General features: G+C 69.8%; 16 protein-coding genes. 1 reads left to right on the forward strand and 15 read right to left on the reverse strand.

Annotated features, from left to right (window positions below; translation table 11 throughout):
- From RWO33_RS14240 to RWO33_RS14310, 15 genes are all read right to left on the reverse strand, one after another.
- Positions 1-1,099 (reverse strand): beta-ketoacyl-[acyl-carrier-protein] synthase family protein (locus RWO33_RS14240; protein ID WP_314105707.1); only part of this gene is annotated, 1,099 nt, incomplete at its 3' end.
- A complete protein-coding gene (locus tag RWO33_RS14245; protein WP_314105709.1) occupies positions 1,096-1,647 on the reverse strand; it encodes a DUF3261 domain-containing protein in 552 nt (183 codons plus the stop codon). The genes RWO33_RS14240 and RWO33_RS14245, both read right to left, overlap by 4 nt.
- Entirely contained in the window at positions 1,635-2,876 is a 1,242-nt protein-coding gene (locus RWO33_RS14250; RefSeq protein ID WP_314105711.1) for an NAD(P)/FAD-dependent oxidoreductase, read from the reverse strand. Before RWO33_RS14250 ends, RWO33_RS14245 begins: the two co-directional genes overlap by 13 nt.
- Positions 2,877-2,919: 43 nt before the next feature.
- Positions 2,920-5,334, reverse strand: a complete 2,415-nt coding sequence (locus tag RWO33_RS14255) for an MMPL family transporter (RefSeq protein ID WP_314105713.1) — start codon at positions 5,332-5,334, stop codon at positions 2,920-2,922.
- Entirely contained in the window at positions 5,327-5,953 is a 627-nt protein-coding gene (locus tag RWO33_RS14260; RefSeq protein WP_314105715.1) for an outer membrane lipoprotein carrier protein LolA, read from the reverse strand. Before RWO33_RS14260 ends, RWO33_RS14255 begins: the two co-directional genes overlap by 8 nt.
- Positions 5,950-6,372, reverse strand: a complete 423-nt coding sequence (locus tag RWO33_RS14265) for an acyl-CoA thioesterase (RefSeq protein ID WP_145478679.1) — start codon at positions 6,370-6,372, stop codon at positions 5,950-5,952. The genes RWO33_RS14260 and RWO33_RS14265 overlap by 4 nt, the downstream gene beginning before the upstream one ends.
- Positions 6,359-7,921 carry an aromatic amino acid ammonia-lyase gene (locus RWO33_RS14270; RefSeq protein ID WP_314105717.1) on the reverse strand — a complete coding sequence of 521 codons (1,563 nt, stop codon included), beginning with the start codon at positions 7,919-7,921 and terminating at the stop codon, positions 6,359-6,361. The genes RWO33_RS14265 and RWO33_RS14270 overlap by 14 nt, the downstream gene beginning before the upstream one ends.
- Positions 7,911-8,858 carry an acyltransferase gene (locus RWO33_RS14275; RefSeq protein WP_314105718.1) on the reverse strand — a complete coding sequence of 316 codons (948 nt, stop codon included), beginning with the start codon at positions 8,856-8,858 and terminating at the stop codon, positions 7,911-7,913. Before RWO33_RS14275 ends, RWO33_RS14270 begins: the two co-directional genes overlap by 11 nt.
- Positions 8,855-9,631, reverse strand: coding sequence for a glycosyltransferase family 2 protein (locus RWO33_RS14280; protein ID WP_314105720.1), 777 nt, complete (start codon positions 9,629-9,631; stop codon positions 8,855-8,857). Before RWO33_RS14280 ends, RWO33_RS14275 begins: the two co-directional genes overlap by 4 nt.
- Positions 9,624-11,312 carry an AMP-binding protein gene (locus RWO33_RS14285; RefSeq protein ID WP_314105722.1) on the reverse strand — a complete coding sequence of 563 codons (1,689 nt, stop codon included), beginning with the start codon at positions 11,310-11,312 and terminating at the stop codon, positions 9,624-9,626. Before RWO33_RS14285 ends, RWO33_RS14280 begins: the two co-directional genes overlap by 8 nt.
- On the reverse strand, positions 11,305-11,856 hold the full coding sequence (locus RWO33_RS14290) for a hypothetical protein (protein WP_314105724.1): 552 nt from the start codon (positions 11,854-11,856) through the stop codon (positions 11,305-11,307). The genes RWO33_RS14285 and RWO33_RS14290 overlap by 8 nt, the downstream gene beginning before the upstream one ends.
- A 22-nt stretch (positions 11,857-11,878) precedes the next feature.
- Complete coding sequence (locus RWO33_RS14295; RefSeq protein WP_102946213.1) at positions 11,879-12,136, reverse strand: acyl carrier protein; 258 nt, start codon at positions 12,134-12,136, stop codon at positions 11,879-11,881.
- Positions 12,137-12,155: 19 nt separating this feature from the next.
- Complete coding sequence (locus RWO33_RS14300) at positions 12,156-12,416, reverse strand: phosphopantetheine-binding protein (protein WP_145478668.1); 261 nt, start codon at positions 12,414-12,416, stop codon at positions 12,156-12,158.
- Entirely contained in the window at positions 12,403-13,206 is an 804-nt protein-coding gene (locus RWO33_RS14305; RefSeq protein ID WP_314105729.1) for a lysophospholipid acyltransferase family protein, read from the reverse strand. The genes RWO33_RS14300 and RWO33_RS14305 overlap by 14 nt, the downstream gene beginning before the upstream one ends.
- On the reverse strand, positions 13,199-13,933 hold the full coding sequence (locus RWO33_RS14310) for a beta-ketoacyl synthase chain length factor (protein ID WP_314105731.1): 735 nt from the start codon (positions 13,931-13,933) through the stop codon (positions 13,199-13,201). The genes RWO33_RS14305 and RWO33_RS14310 overlap by 8 nt, the downstream gene beginning before the upstream one ends.
- A gap of 100 nt (positions 13,934-14,033) precedes the next feature.
- Here RWO33_RS14310 and RWO33_RS14315 point away from each other — a divergent pair.
- Positions 14,034-15,156, forward strand: a 1,123-nt coding sequence (locus tag RWO33_RS14315; RefSeq protein WP_314105732.1) for a hypothetical protein, incomplete at its 3' end; no start/stop codon positions are given.

A 15,156-nucleotide genomic window follows, 5' to 3' on the forward strand; every position in this document is an offset into this window, starting at 1 on the left:
CGCCCGGCGCGACCAGCGCCAGCGCCGGCAGCGCGTCGTCGACCTGGCCATCCCACCAGTGCGTGGGCAGCTGCTGGTCGGGATTGTCGGCCAACGTCAGCCAGCACAGCGCCGCTTCGATTGCCCCGGACGCACCCAGGGTGTGCCCGGTGAGCGGTTTGGTCGAGCTGGCCGGCACCTGCGGGCCCAGCACGCTGGCCACCGCCAGGCTTTCCATGGCGTCGTTGTGGCCGGTGGCGGTGCCGTGCAGGTTCACGTAATCGACCTGCCCGGGTACCAGCCCGGCGCGCTCCAGCGCCTGCTGCATGGCATCGATCGCGCCACGCGCCTGCGGGTCCGGCGCGGACATGTGGTGGGCGTCGGACGACTCGCCCCAGCCGGACAGGCGCACCGGCCCGGGCTCGCGGGTCATCAGGAACAGCGCCGCGCCCTCGCCGATGTTGATGCCGTTGCGATGCCGCGAGAACGGATTGCAGCGCGCCGCCGACACCGACTCGAGCGCGCTGAAACCGGCCACGGTGAAGCGGCACAACGAATCGGCGCCGCCGGCGACCACTGCGTCGACAACGCCACTGCGCAGCAGGCGCGCGGCGGACATCAGCGCCTTGGCACTGGACGAACACGCGGTGGAGATCGTCCAGGCCGGGCCCAGGCTGCCGATGCGTTCGCGCACGAAACGCGCCGAGGTCCCCATTTCCTGCTGGGCGTAATCGAAATCGTCGGGCCAGCGGCCTTCGTCGGCCTGCAGGCGCAGCGCGCCCTCGGATTCACCGATGCCGGAGGTGCTGGTGCCGATGATCACCGCGACGCGGTCGGCCCCATGGCGGGCCACGGCGGCATCCACCGCCGGGCGGATCTGCTGCAGCGCCGCTTCCAGCAGCGCATTGTTGCGCCCGCGCAGGGCGACCGGCAGCGCCGACAGGTCGGGCAAGGGCGCAGTCACTTCGCCCAGGGCCAGGGTCCGGCCGGCGAGGATCTGGTCGTTGTCGCGCAGGCCGCCGGGCTGGTCGGCGAAGAGGCCGTCGCGCACCTGAGCGCGCCCGCTGCCCAGCGCACAGATCACGCCCAGCTCGTTCAGATATACCGCAGTACTGCTCACTGTCGTGCCTGTCCCATGTCCAACGATTCGATCACCAGTTCATAGCCTTCTGCCAGGTTGCGCAGCCGCACCTGCCCGTCGCCCAGCGGTTCAAGCACCAACCATGCCTTGCCCGCCTGCTCCAGGCGGCGGCCACCGTCGGCCTCCACCAGGCGCCAGTCTGCCGGCAATGCGGCCCGGATGGCATCGGCCGGCCACAGCGCGAACTGAAGGTCGTCCAGCACGCGCTCGCCGCGCACCTGTGGCGGCAGCCAAGGGGCGCGGGTCTGTTCCAGGGTATGTCCGTCCCAGACCATGCGCACGCCGGTCTGGCCCATCGCCTGCACCGCCAGCCGCACCTGCCCGCCATCGGCTTCGAGCAGCGCGTCCAGCTCGCGCTCGTGGCTGCCGAAGCGGAACTGCAGGCGCTGCTGCAGCTGCAGCGGCTCGGCCAGCGCCGACGGCGCCAGCTGCAGGTTCGGCAGCTGCACCAGCGGCGCTGCCATGCGGGTGCTGGCGCAGGCGGCCAGCAGCACGCCCAGCAGCAGGGTCAGGATCAGCCGGTGCACAGTTCCTCCAGCACCCGCAGGCGACGGCCGCTGTCATCGGCCACGTACGGGTTGTTGGTGTCCCATGCATAGCCGGCCAGGATCGAGGAGATCATGCGGCGCACGTCGGGCTGCGGATCGGGGTGATAGATGATCTTCTGGAAACCACCGGCGTACCAGGCTTCGACGAAGCGGCGGAAGGTCTTCACCCCGGCGCGCAGCGGCACGGCGAACTCGCGTTCCCAGTCAACCTGCTCGCCGGCATGGCGGCGCGCCAGGCAGTCGCTGGCCAGCTGCGCGGACTTGAAGGCGATGGTCACGCCCGAGGAAAACACCGGGTCGAGGAACTCGCCGGCGTTGCCCAGCAGCGCGTAGCCCTCACCCCACAGCGAACTGACGTTGGCCGAATAGCCGGTGATGGTACGTACCGGCAGCACCGCCCATTCGGCGTTCTTCAGCAGGCGGGTCAGGTTCGGGTCTTCGCCGACGATGGCCTGCAGCTTCTCCAGGTCGGTGCCGGGGTACTTCTCGAAGAAGCTCGGTTCGGCCACCACGCCCAGCGAACAGCAGCCGTTGGAGAACGGGATGGTCCAGTACCACACGTCCACGTGCTCGGGATGGGTGGTGATCAGGATCTTGTTGCGGTCGAAGTTGGCGTCGGCCGGGATGTGGTCGCGCACGTGGCAGAAGATCGCGCCACGCACCGGGAAGTTCGACGGCGACTCGAGGTTGAGCAGGCGCGGCAGCAGGCGGGCGAAACCGCTGGCATCGAGGATGAAGCCGGCTTCGATGGTGTATTCGCTGCCATCCGGGCGGCGCACCTGCACGCGCGCCGGGCTGCCGGGCTCGACCGAGAGCACTTCATCGCCGAAGCGCAGGGTGGTGCCCATGCGTTCAGCACCGCGCGCCAGCACGTCGTCGAAGTTGGCGCGCTGCACCTGGTAGGTGGTGCCCCAGCCCGGCGAGAACTTGTCGCGGAAATCGAACTCGGTGGTGCGGTCGCCGCGCACGAAGGCCGCGCCGTTCTTGTACTGGAAACCGGCCTGGACCACGTCCTGCAGCAGCCCGGCCGCTTCGATGTATTCCATGCTCTGCGGCAGCAGGCTCTCGCCGATGGAGAAGCGCGGGAACTGCTGGCGCTCCAGCATCAGTACCTGGCGACCCTGCCGGCGCAGCATGGCGGCGGCGACCGACCCGGCGGGACCTGCGCCGATCACCAGGATTTCGGTTGTTTCCAGTGCAGCATTCATCGATACATCCTTGATCAAGGGAAAGTGGGGCCGGCGCGGTCGCTCAGTGCGGTGCGTCGTGGGGCGGTGGACGGAACAGGGGCGAGATCAGCCAGACCAGGCCGATGCCGAACAGCAGGGTGAGGCCGAACGCGCGCAGCGCCGGCGTGGCCGACAGGCCCAGCAGGCCGAACGAGAGCCAGGTACTGGCCGCGCCCACGCACACCGCCAACCAGGCGCTGGCATCGCCCCGGTGTTCGATCAGGAAGATGCCGTAGTCGATGCCCATGCCCAGCAGCAGCATCAGCGCCAGTACGTTGAACAGCTGCAGCGGCTGCCCGAACAGGCCAAGCAGGCCCAGGGTGAGCGCGCCGGCCGCCAGCGTGGGGGCGAACACCCGCCATGCCTGCGCGCGGTAGCGCCAGTACAGCACCGCGAACACCAGCACGATGCCGACCAGCAGCAGCGCGCTCATCAGCTTGCGGTAATGCTTGAGCAGCGCGGAGAAATCGGCGGTGCGGTCGACCCAGCGCACGCCGTCGATACCCTTGGCCTGCGCTTCCAGCAGGGTCAGCGCATCGGCGCGCGAGAGGTCGTCGACCATCACCACCGAGGCCATGCCCTGCCCTACTTCGCCCAGCCACAGGTGGCGGAACGGCATGGCCGCCGGGGACGCGAGGAAGGCCTCGGCCTGAAGCTCCTGCGCGGCGTAGTCCGGGCGCTGCAGCGGTTCGCCCACGGCCTCGCCCACGGCGGCCAGCACCCTCGGCTCGACGCGCGCGGTCAGCGCGGCATCGGCGCGCTGGCGCTGCACCGACGGCAGCCAGTCGCTGATGGCGCGGTAGCCGCCGATCTGTTTGTCCGCCGACAGCACGCGCAGGCGCGCGACCAGCGCTTCCTCGCGTTCCAGCACCTGTTCGGCGTTGTCGCCCTGCACCAGGTAGAACTGCGCCGGACTGGGCATGCCCAGCATCTGGCTGATGCGGATCTGCTGGTTGATCAGCGCCATCGGCGAGGACTGCAGGCTGCGCAGGTTGTCATCGGCCTGCAGCCGCCAGATGCCTGCCGCCGACAGCACCACCACCACGCCCAGGAACAACCCGACCGGGCGGCGTCCCTGCAGGCGCGGCCAGCGCTCCAGGGTGGCGCCCAGCCAGCGCGCGAAACGCGTGCTGCGGATTTCGCCGCCGTCCAGCCAGGGGAACCAGAAGATCACGGTCAGGAACGCGGCGGCCAGGCCGACTACCGAGAACAGCGCCATCTGGCGCAGGCCCGGGAACGGCGCCAGGCCCAGCGCGAGATAGGCCAGCGCGCTGGTCAGCAGCGCCAGCCACAGGCCGGGCAGCAGGTGTCGCAGCAGTTTCCAGCGGCGGTCGGCCGGTTCGGCCTGGCGCGAGGCGAACCAGTGGATGCCGTAGTCCTCGGCCACGCCGACCAGCGAGGCGCCGAACACCAGGGTGAGCACGTGGACCTTGCCGAACACCAGCACGGTGACCGCCAGCGCGACCCCGCAACCGATCAGCAGCGACGCGGCCACCAGCAGGATCGGGCGCAGCGAGCGGAACGCCAGCCAGACCAGCAGCAGCACGGCGGCCAGCGAACCCCAGCCGATGGTGTTGATTTCCCGGTTGGCCTGCACGGCCGCGGCTTCGGCGTGCAGCGGCACGCCCGCGCGCAGCACTTCCAGCCCCGGCGCATGTTTCGTGGCGGCCGCGGTGGCGGCATCGAGCAGCAGGTCGATGTGGCGTTCGCCATCGAGCTGGAACGCCGAGCCGGTGGTTTCGTACTGGATCACCGACCAGTGCTTGCCATCGGCTTCGAGCAGGCCGTCGTCGCCCATGCGCAGGCCGGAGCCGAGGGCGCGTTCCTGCCACCACTGCGGCCACAGCGACAGCGGGTCCTGGCGCCAGTCGGTAAGGCGCGGGGCGCCCATCGGGCCGTACAGCGCGGCGAGCGCGGATTCGGAAAGGCTTTCCGGGGAGTCCTGCTGCAGGCGCTGGCGCTGCTGGTCGGTCAGCAGGCGATCGCGGTAGGGCGCGTAGAAGGCGCGCGCCTGGTCGAACCAGCCTTCGATCGAGCCGCTTTCCTGTAGCGCGGGGCTCTGCGCCGCCGGGCGGTCCGGGTGTGCGTGCAGCGGGGCAGAGCCCCGCTCTACGGTGGTATCTGGTGGGGTGATGGTGGCGCGGAAGGCGGCTTCTGCGGCTTTGGTCTGGGCAGCGTCGGTGCTGCCGAGCAGCACCACGACCTGACGCGAATTCGCGTCGGCGATGCGCCGGGTGACGTCGGACAGCAGGCGATCGTGCGCGTCCTGTGGCAGCAGCGCGAGGATGTCGGTGTCGATCCGCGCTTCGGTCGACCACAGCTGCCACTGCTGCAGGCCCAGCCCGACCAGCACCAGCAGCCAGGCCACCGCCAGCCAGCGCCAGGCGCGCTGCAACCGCCCGTTCTCGCGCCAGGCCGAGTTCAACGACTCATTCAAACCGGCGGCCCTCGTCGGCGCTGAGCTGCGCCGGGGTTTCGCTCAGGGCGGCGAAGTGGATGCGGGTGACGTCCTGGTTGGCTTCGGTGATCTGCACCTCGCGCACATAGCGGTCGCCGCTCAGTTCCAGCGCGCTGAACACCTTGGCCAGCATCGGCGAGCGCGGGGTGAGGTGCATGCGCCAGCCGTTGTCGGGCAGTGCGTCGACCTTGACGGTGAACTGCGCCGACAGCGCCTGCGCATCACCGCTCATCAGCGCGAACATGATCGCGTTGACCGAGCGCATCGCGGGCTGCTGGCGGCCGTCGAGCTCGACCCGGCTGCTGCCGTCGCGCTGGCGGCTGAGGATGCGGTCGCGGGTGACCACCACTTCGGACGGGAACGGCTTGAGCGTGGTCCAGATCACGCCACGGTCCTGGGCCAGCACGAAGCGGCCCTGCGAGCGCAGCGGGTTCTTGAACCCGGCCACCTGCTTGTCCTGGCTGAACTCGCCACGCAGCACGTTGACCTTGGCCACGCGCTGCTTGACCAGGTCCACGTCCGCCGTTGGGGCGGAAAACGCCGGCACGGCCACGAACAGCAGCGTCAGCACGCCCAGCGTGCGCAGGAATCGGTTCATGGCGCGTCTACTCCCAGCCGTTCCCACAGCACCGAGGGGCACAGGTACAGCATTTCGTTGGTGGCCGCGTCGACCGCGACCTGGATGGTGTGGGCGCGGGTGAGCACCTTGCCGCTGCCCGCGTCGAGGATCTCGTAGGCGATCTTCAAGCGGTTTTCCCACTCGGTGATGGTGGCGCGCACGCGCAGCGCCTGGCCGTACAGCAGCGGACGGATGTACTTCACGCGCGCATCGACCACCGGCCAGATGTAGCCGGAATCGCGCATCTGCGGGTAGTCGTAGTCGTAGCGCTGCAGCAGCGCGCAGCGCGCCACTTCGAAGTACTTGAAGTAGTTGCCGTGCCAGACCACGTGCATCGGGTCGCAGTCGTGGAAGGTCGGCGACAGCGCGACCTCCAGGCTCAGGTCAGGGGCGGTCATACAGGCTCCAGCGCTGGCCACGGATATCGTCGAGCAGCCCGCGCAGCTCGCCATCCAGTGCGCGATCCTCCTCCACCAGCGCGATGCGTCCGCACAGGTCCTGGTACATGGCGGCGAGGTCGCCGTGCAGGGTGGCGTTCATGCCGACGCGTTCGCGCAGCGCCACGCCTTGGCGCGCGGCGATCAGCATGCCGGCCACCACCTGTTCGGTCAGCTCGATCACGCGCAGGCAGTCGCGCGCGGCGATGGTGCCCATGCTGACCTTGTCCTGGTTGTGGCATTCGGTGGAACGCGAGAACACCGAGGCCGGCATGGTCTGCTTGAGCGCTTCGGCGGTCCACGCCGAGACGCTGATCTGCAGCGCCTTCAGGCCGTGGTTGATCGGCGCACGCTCACCGGTGGAGGCCGAGAGGTTGGCCGGCAGGCCGTGGTTGAAGCGTGCATCCACCACCAGCGCCAGCTGGCGGTCGAGCAGGTCGGCCAGGTTGGCGATGGTGTTCTTCAGCGCATCCATCGCGAACGCGATGTGGCCACCATAGAAGTGGCCGCCGTGCAGGATGCGTTCGCCGTCGGCGTCGATCAGCGGATTGTCGTTGGCGCTGTTGAGTTCGGTTTCGATGAACTGGCGCAGGAACGGCAGCGCATCCTGCACCACGCCGATCACGTGCGGGGCGCAGCGCAGCGAGTAGCGGTCCTGCAGGCGCTGTTCGTTGCGCGGCGGGCGGTCGCTGTGCAGGTCCTCGCGCAGGCGCGCGGCGATCTGCATCTGGCCCGGGTGCGGCTTGGCCGCGAACAGCATCTCGTCGAAGTGGTGCGCATTGCCATCGCTGGCCAGCACGTTGAACGCGGTCAGGCGCGTGGCGAGCTTGGTGAGATAGTCAGCGCGGTCGTAGGCCAGGCAGGCCAGCGCGGTCATCACCGCGGTGCCGTTCATGATCGCCAGGCCTTCCTTGGGCCGCAGCCGCAGCGGCGCCATGCCGATCTCGGCCAGCACTTCGGCGGCCGGGCGGCGTGCCCCCTGGTACATCACTTCGCGTTCGCCACACAGCACGGCGGCCACGTAGGACAGCGGAGTGAGGTCGCCACTGGCGCCGACCGAACCTTCGGCCGGAATCAACGGCAGCACGTCGTGGCGCAGCAGGGTGGCCAGGCCCTGCAGCAGCGGATGGCTGACCCCGGACATGCCGCGCACCAGCGAGGCCAGGCGCGCGGCGATCACCGCGCGGGTTTCCTGTTCGTCCAGGAAACGACCCAGGCCGCAGCCGTGGTAGGTGAACAGGTGGTGCGGCAGTTCGGCCACCAGCGCCGGCGGAATGTTGACCGTGCACGAATCACCATAGCCGGTGGTCACGCCGTAGATCACCCCGTCTTCCCGCAGCAGGCGGTCGAGGAAATCGGCACCGCGCTGGATGCGCGCGGTGAACGCCGGGTCGTCGCTGACCACGGCGTCGGCCTGGCGCTGCGACAGCGCGACCACGTCTTCGATGGTCAGCGGCGCATCGCCGAAGCGGAGGGTCCGGGCCGGGGTGGAGCCTGCATTACGTGCCATGAGATGCCTGATCCCAGAAGGGGAAGAAGTTGAACCAGTCCAAGGGGGCTTCGGTGACCTGCTGTTCCAGCCACCGGGCGAAATGTTCGGCCTGCGCGGTCAGCGCCGCATCGCGCGAGCCGCGCGGCAGGATGATGCGGTCGCTGAAGTGTTCGAAGCGCACGCGGTAGCCCTTGCCCTCATGCAGGCAGGCCATGGTGTAGACCGGGCATGCCAGCGCGGAGGCGAGCACGTAGGCACCGATCGGGAACTGCGCGGTGTGGCCGAGGAACGGCGCCGGCACGGTGCGCCCGCCGCGCAGCGGCACGCGGTCGCCGACGATGGCCACGAAGCCGCCCGCCTGCACCCGCCGCTGCAGTTCCACGGCGGTGGCCGGGCCCATGTCGGTGACCTGCATCAGCTCCACCGAGGCCAGCGGGTCCAGCCGTTGCATCAGCCGGTTGAAGCGCTGCGCGTGGGCGGTGTGCACCAGCACGGTGATGTGGAAGCCGGGCACCTGCTCGGCCAGCACCTGGCACAGTTCCAGGCAGCCGATGTGCGCGGTCAGGATCAACCCGCCTTCGCGACGCGCGATCTTTTCCAGCATCAGGTCGCGCTGCAGGTGGATACGCTCGGGCGGATAGCGCCCGCCCAGGCCGAGCAGCTTGTCCAGCAGGGTATCGGCGAACAGCGCGAAGTGCTTCAGGCTGGTCCAGCGCCCCGGCGTGCCGCCAAGCACGCCGGTGTGCGCCTGCAGCCGCTGCAGGTACTGCAGCGAGGCGCGGCGCGCCACCCGGTTGCCCAGCCAGTTGCACAGCACCACCGGGTACACGCACAGGCGGAACGGCCAGCGGCCGAACCAGCGGTGCACCCAGCACAGGAACAGCACCCCGGCGGCCGAGGTGCTTTCGCCCAGGTCGGCCCAGTGCGGGGCGTTGGCCGGCGCCGGCGCGTTCATGCCGCTGCGGTCCCCGTGACGCGGCGCCACAGCAGGCGCGGCGCGCGCCGCAGCATGCCGAAGAACAGCCGGGTGTGCATGCGGCTGATGCGCACGTTGTCGCGCCACACATCGAAGTGCGACACGCCGTCGCTGGGATAGGTGACCCGGGTGGGCACGCTGATCACCGCCACGTTGCGCCAGAACAGCCGCACCAGGATCTCGCTGTCGAAATCCATGCGCCGGCCGATGGTTTCTTCGCCGACCAGGCGGGTGACCGGGGCCAGCGGATACAGGCGGAAGCCGCACATCGAATCGCGGATCCGCAGCGACAGGGTGTTGATCCAGACCCAGATGTGGGTGGCGTAACGGCCGTACAGGCGCGCCTTGGGCACGCTCTCGTCGTAGGCCGGAATGCCGCAGATCACCGCCTGCGGATGCTGCGTCGCCAGCGCCTGGAAGCGCGGGATGTCGCCGGGATCGTGCTGGCCATCGGCATCGATCTGCAGCACGTGCGAGTACCCGCGCCGCGCCGCTTCGGCGAACCCGGCCAGCATGGCGCCGCCCTTGCCCTGGTTCACCTCCAGGCGCAGCAAGGCGACCTGGTCCGGGTGCGCCTGCGCCAGGGCCTGCAGTACCTGCGCGCAGGTCGGGTGCGAACCGTCATCCACCAGCAGGCAGGGCAGTCCACTGGCACGCACGCCCTGCACCACCGCGCCGATGGCATGTTCGTGGTCGTAGACCGGAATCACCACCAGCGTGGAAAGTGCCGGCGCGGAAGACAGCTCATGCATCGCCGAACACCACCCGACCGCTGGCATGCACGCCATGGTCGGACACATAGCGGAAGCTCAGCACGGATTTCGGCGCATCCCAGCCCAGGGTCAGCTGCAGGCGGTCGCCCGGACGCGCCACGTGCTGGAATTTCAAGGCATCCATCCGCTCGAAGCGCGGCGGCATGCTGAACACGTCGCGCGCGAAGTGGATGGCCCAGTCCAGCTGGACCACACCGGGCAGGATCTTCGCCTGCGGGAAGTGCCCGTCGAAGGCGATCAGCTCCGGGTCCAGCGGCAGCAGCAGCAGCGCGGCGTCCGCATCGCGCTGCTGCCACTGCGCCACCGGCAGCAGCGGCCGGAACAGCGCTTCGAGCGACGACGCGGTGACCTTTCCCTGCGCGTTATACGGCAGCTCCTCGATGAAGCGCCAGCGCCGCGGCCGGGTCACCGCGTCATGGCTCTGCGCCAGGTGCGCGCCCAGCGCCTGCGCCTGCTGGCGTCGCTGCGCGTCGGTCCACTGCGCCACGCCAGCAGCCTGCGGCACCACGACGGCGGCCAGCTGTTCGCGCGCCCCGGGCAGCACCAGCACGCGCACGTCCCGCACCTGCGGGTGCGCGCGCAGGTGCTGTTCCAGTGCGTCGAGCGACACCCGCCGCTCTTCGATCTTGACGATCCGGTCGGCCCGCCCGAGCAGGCGGAAACTGCGCCCGGCATCGGCCTCCACGCGGTCCTGGGTCTGCCACCACGCCGCATCGGCCAGGTGCGGCGACGCTACCGACAGGCAACCGTCCTCGATGCGCCAGGACACGCCGGGCAGAGGATGCCACTGCGGCTGCTCCGCGCTCCAGCGGCGCCAGGCGATGCCGCCGGTCTCGCTGCTGCCGAACACTTCGGTGGGCGCCACGCCGAGCAGCGCGCGCGCCTGCAGTGCGGCCTCGCTGGGCAGCGGGCCGCCGGAGGAAAACACCGCGCGCAGGCGGCCGTCCAACGACGACCAGTCCAGCTGTTCCGGCAGGCGCTTGAGATGGGCCGGGGTGGCGACCAGCACCGACGGCTGCCGTGCCAGCGCGCTGACCAGGTCTTCGTGGAAGAAGCGGCGCGGCTGGATCGCCCGGCCCGCGGCCAACGGCCACAGCACGCGGAACAGCAGGCCGTAGATATGCTGGTGCGAGACGGTGCCGTGGACCTGCGCGCCGTCGAGCTGTTCGCCGAAGGCGGCCTGCAGCGCATCGACCTCGCGGGTCAGCTGGCGCATGCGCTTGCTGATCGCGCTGGGCGCGCCGGTGCTGCCGGAGGTGAACACCACCAGTTCCAGCGCATCCTCGTCCAGCGCCGCCAGCACGGTGTCCGGAGGCGCGGCGTCGAGGGGCTGCAACGGGGCATATCGGGCGGGTACGTCACCGGCGAACCCGTCCACGCGAGGGCCCAGCCCGTCGAGGGTGGCCGGGAGGCTGTCGCCGCCCAGGAACACGCGCTTGCCCGCATGCCACGCGCCGAAGAGCGCGGCGGCAAAAGCCAGGGTGTCGTCGAAATACAGCGCCCAGTCGCGGCCCGGCGCGGCGGCGAACGCCTGTTGCCAGCCCAGCACCCGGGTGCGGAATTCCGCGTGGTCGACACCGCGGCCCTCGGTGTCGATGCCGACGATGCGGTCGGGCTGCGGTGCCAGGGCCAACCGGTCCAGCGCGATCCACTCAGCCATGCGCGTGCGCCGCCTTCACCCGCCGCCGCACCAGCCATTCACCACCAAACAGGACACCCATCATCACGTAGGCCAACAATCCGTTGTAGAGCGCCCAGACCTGGTTGGAGGCCCAGAACGCCGTGACCAGGGCCAGGGCCCCGTTGAGAACGAAAAAGCCGCACCACACCTGGGTGACGCGGCGGGTATAGACCACGGCGAACGGCGGCAGGTCCGGCTCGGTCAACCGTGCCAGCCGCTCCACCGCGCTGGGCGGGAAGCGCAGGCTGGTGGCGAAGATCACCAGCATCACCGCATTGACCAGCGCCGGGTACAGCTTCAACGGCAAGGTCTGGTTGAACGCAGTCGCCAGCAGCGCCAGCAGGCCGGCACCGAGGGCGGCGGCCCACCACACCGGTTGGCGGGTGGTCAGCGCGCGCAGGGCGGCCAGCGCGAACAGGAGCAGCGCCATCCAGCGCGGTTCGAAGCGGCCCAGCGACAGGTACACCACCAGCGGGTACGCCAGCGACAGCACCGCAAACGCCGCGACCCGCACCCGGACCATGGTCGACCTTCAGCGGCGGCCGTCAGGCGGCCGCTTGCCCGGGCAGCAGGCCATGCACGACATCGACGATGTCCTGCACGGTGCGTACCGACTTGAACGCTTCAGGCTGCAGGTTGCGGCCGAGCAGTGGCTTGAGCTGCACGATCAGGTCGACCGCATCGATGCTGTCGATGTCCAGGTCGTCGTACAGACGGGCCTGGGGGGTGATCCGCACCGGCTCGATCTCAAAGCTGTCCTTGAGGATCTTGACGATGCGATCGAAAAGTTCGTTCTTGGTCATGGCAAATCCTGACGCGCCGTTACGACGGCTGGCGTGCGGCGACGAAGTCGCTCAATGCACGCACGCTGGAAAAATGGCGACGGGTTTCTTCCGAATCGGCGGACAGGCTGACACCGTACTTTTTCTGCAGGGCCAATCCAAGTTCGAGCGCATCGATCGAATCAAGGCCCAGGCCCTCCACGAACAGGGGCGCCTCGGCGTCGATGTCCTCTGGAGCGATGTCTTCCAATGAAAGCGATGAAATGATCAATTCCTTGATCTCGTGCTCAAGTGCCTGCACGGCTTGGGTCTCCAGCAAAGTCAAAGTAGTGGGCAAGGTGATCGGTCACGCGCCGGGCCGCCAAGGCATCCCCCCTGGGCGTGCCGTCTGCCCCGGTCAGGAAAGGGTCGATCGGGATATCGTCCCCGACTTCCAGCTGAACGTGAAAACGACGTGATGGCACACGATACCATTTCTGGCCCTTGGTCAGCGTGAGCGGCCGGCAGGTTATCCGGACCGGGGTGATGTCGAGCTGGCCCCGCACCGCGATGTTGGCGGCCCCGCGCTGCAGGTGCAGCGGCTGGCCCGGCACGGTCCGGGTGCCCTCGGGGAAGATCACCAGGTTGCCCCCCGCCCGTACCGCGGCGATGCAGTCGTCGATCAGCCCCGCGCCGTCGCTGTTGGACACGTACCCGGCGGCCCGGACCGGCCCGCGCATGAACGGGTTGCGCGCGACCGCCTGCTTGACGACGCAATCGGCGTTGGGCAACTGCGCGATCAGCAGGACCACGTCGATCAGCGTGGGGTGGTTGGCCAGGATCAGCAGGCCGTTACGGCGCAGGCGCTCGGCGCCGTGGATCTCGTAGGTCATCACCCCCAGCCCGCGCATCAGGGCGATGTGGCTGGCGAAACTGAATTGGACCAGCCGGCGTGCCAGGCGGCGGCGCCGGGCGGTATGCCGGATCAGCAGCAGGAGCGGCAACAGCAGCCCGCCCAGCAGCAGCCCGCCGATCCCGAAGACGGCGAAACTGAGACCGGTACCGACCACGCGCCAGGCGTGGTCGAGGCGGGCCTGCCAGCGCTCAGCCATGGCGCTGCCAGGTCCACTGCTGGCCATCGGCCTGGAACTGCAGGCCCGGCTCGCCGGACAACAGAAAGCGCAGCGCGTCCAGGCTGTGCGGCAGCGCGCCGGCCGGGCTGTCCTGCCCGCCCTTGCCCCAGCCCAGCGACAGCCGGGTGCCCGGGGCATCGGCGCGGGCCAGCCGCCAGCACCAGGCGAAGAACGGGTCGGGTTCGTCGGCGAAGCCGGCATACACCGCCGGCAGCGGCGACTCATAGGCGACCACGCGCACTTCCGGCGCGCCATCGGCGAGCAGGCCGAAGGCTTCCACGCAGGCGGCCTCCACCGTGCCGCGGCCCCCGGCCAGGGCCAGGTAGTTGCCGCGTTGCCCGCGTGCGATCGAGTACAGGGCGGCCACGGCGTTGTGCACCGACAGCCCGAAGGCGGTGGGTGACATCGCGGTGTCCTGGCGCAGGGTATCCAGCAGTTCCATCGACCGCGCCACGTCACCGTGGCGGGAAGCGAACACCAGCGGGACCTGGCCCACATCGTCGGCTTGTTCGCACCAGCAGGCGGCCTGGATGGCCATCCGGCCCAGGCGCTCGATGCGGCGACGCTGCATGGCCGGCACTTCCGGCAATGCCGGCGTGTCGGGACCCGCGGGCAGTGTCGGCGCCTGCGCCCACGCCTGCCACTCCGATTTCGTGGTCAGTCCCGGTGCCCAGGCCGACCAATCCACAACTGAGAACTCGATCATACGCGCCTGTATTGGACATCGACCGGCGTGCCGGGGCACGCCGCGAAAGGAGCGCACGCTATCATGACACCCTTGGCACTGGCAGCTTTCACAATCTGAAATGAGTAGCACGATCCACAGCGTAGCGGCCGCGCAGGTCTCCACTCCATCGGTAAACCCCGCGCTGTTCCGTGCGTTCTACGCCCCGGCCGCGGCCCGGGACGCTGCCCTGGCCGACCCGCTTACCCTGGCCGTGTTCGGCTTTTCCGCCCCGGCCCCGGCCAGCGACGACCCGCGCTGGCTGTGCGTGCCGCTGGCCGAACAGGGCCCGGCGCAGATCGAGGTCTGGCAGGGCGCGACGCCGGTACGGCACGGCGTGCGCGCAGGGGTGCGCTGGTCGGCCAATGACACGGTGCTGTTCGGAGCGATCGAGATCGACGAAGTCGAGGACGATATCGAATCAGCCGCGGCCGATGCCTATTCGCAGCTGAGTGGCTTCCTCGCCGACTGCGGGTACCCGCATCTGCTGCGGACCTGGAATTACCTCGACGCGGTGACTGAAGGCGAAGGCGACCAGGAGCGTTACCGGCGCTTCTGCGTGGGCCGCGTGCGCGGGCTGCGCGAGCTGGACGAGGCAGCGTTGCCGGCCGCCACCTGCATCGGCCGCTTCGACGGCGTGCGCCGGTTGCAGGTGTACTGGCTGGCCGCGCGCGAACCGGGCCTGCCGCTGGAGAACCCGCGCCAGGTCAGCGCGTTCCGTTACCCGCGCCAGTACGGCCCGCAGTCGCCCAGCTTCTCGCGCGCGCTGCTGCCGCCGACCGCTACCGGCCTGCCCCTGCTGCAGTCGGGCACGGCGGCCATCGTCGGGCATGTCTCCCAGCACACCGGGTCGGTGGCCGAACAGCTGGACGAGACGCTGACCAACCTGCAGAGCCTGGTGGATGCTGCGCGCCTGCAGCGGCCGGAGCTGCCGGCGACGTTGGGCGCCGGATCGCTGCTGAAGGTGTATGTGCGCCGCGCTGAAGACCTGCCGGCGATTGCCGCGCGGATGGCCGGGCTGCCAGGTTCCCCGGCGTTCGTGGTGCTGCACGCCGAGGTGTGCCGGGCGGAGTTGCTGGTCGAGATCGAAGGCCTGCACGGGCCCGGGGGGCGGCCCGGGGGGGGGCCCCCGGGCCCGGCCCAGGGTTCCGGGGGCCGCGCGGGCCCTGGCGCCGGAAACCCCGGGCCGCCCCCCCCCGTGGCCC

It is taken from the genome of uncultured Stenotrophomonas sp., from assembly GCF_963519925.1.
GTDB classification, from domain to species: Bacteria; Pseudomonadota; Gammaproteobacteria; order Xanthomonadales; family Xanthomonadaceae; genus Stenotrophomonas; species Stenotrophomonas maltophilia_AE.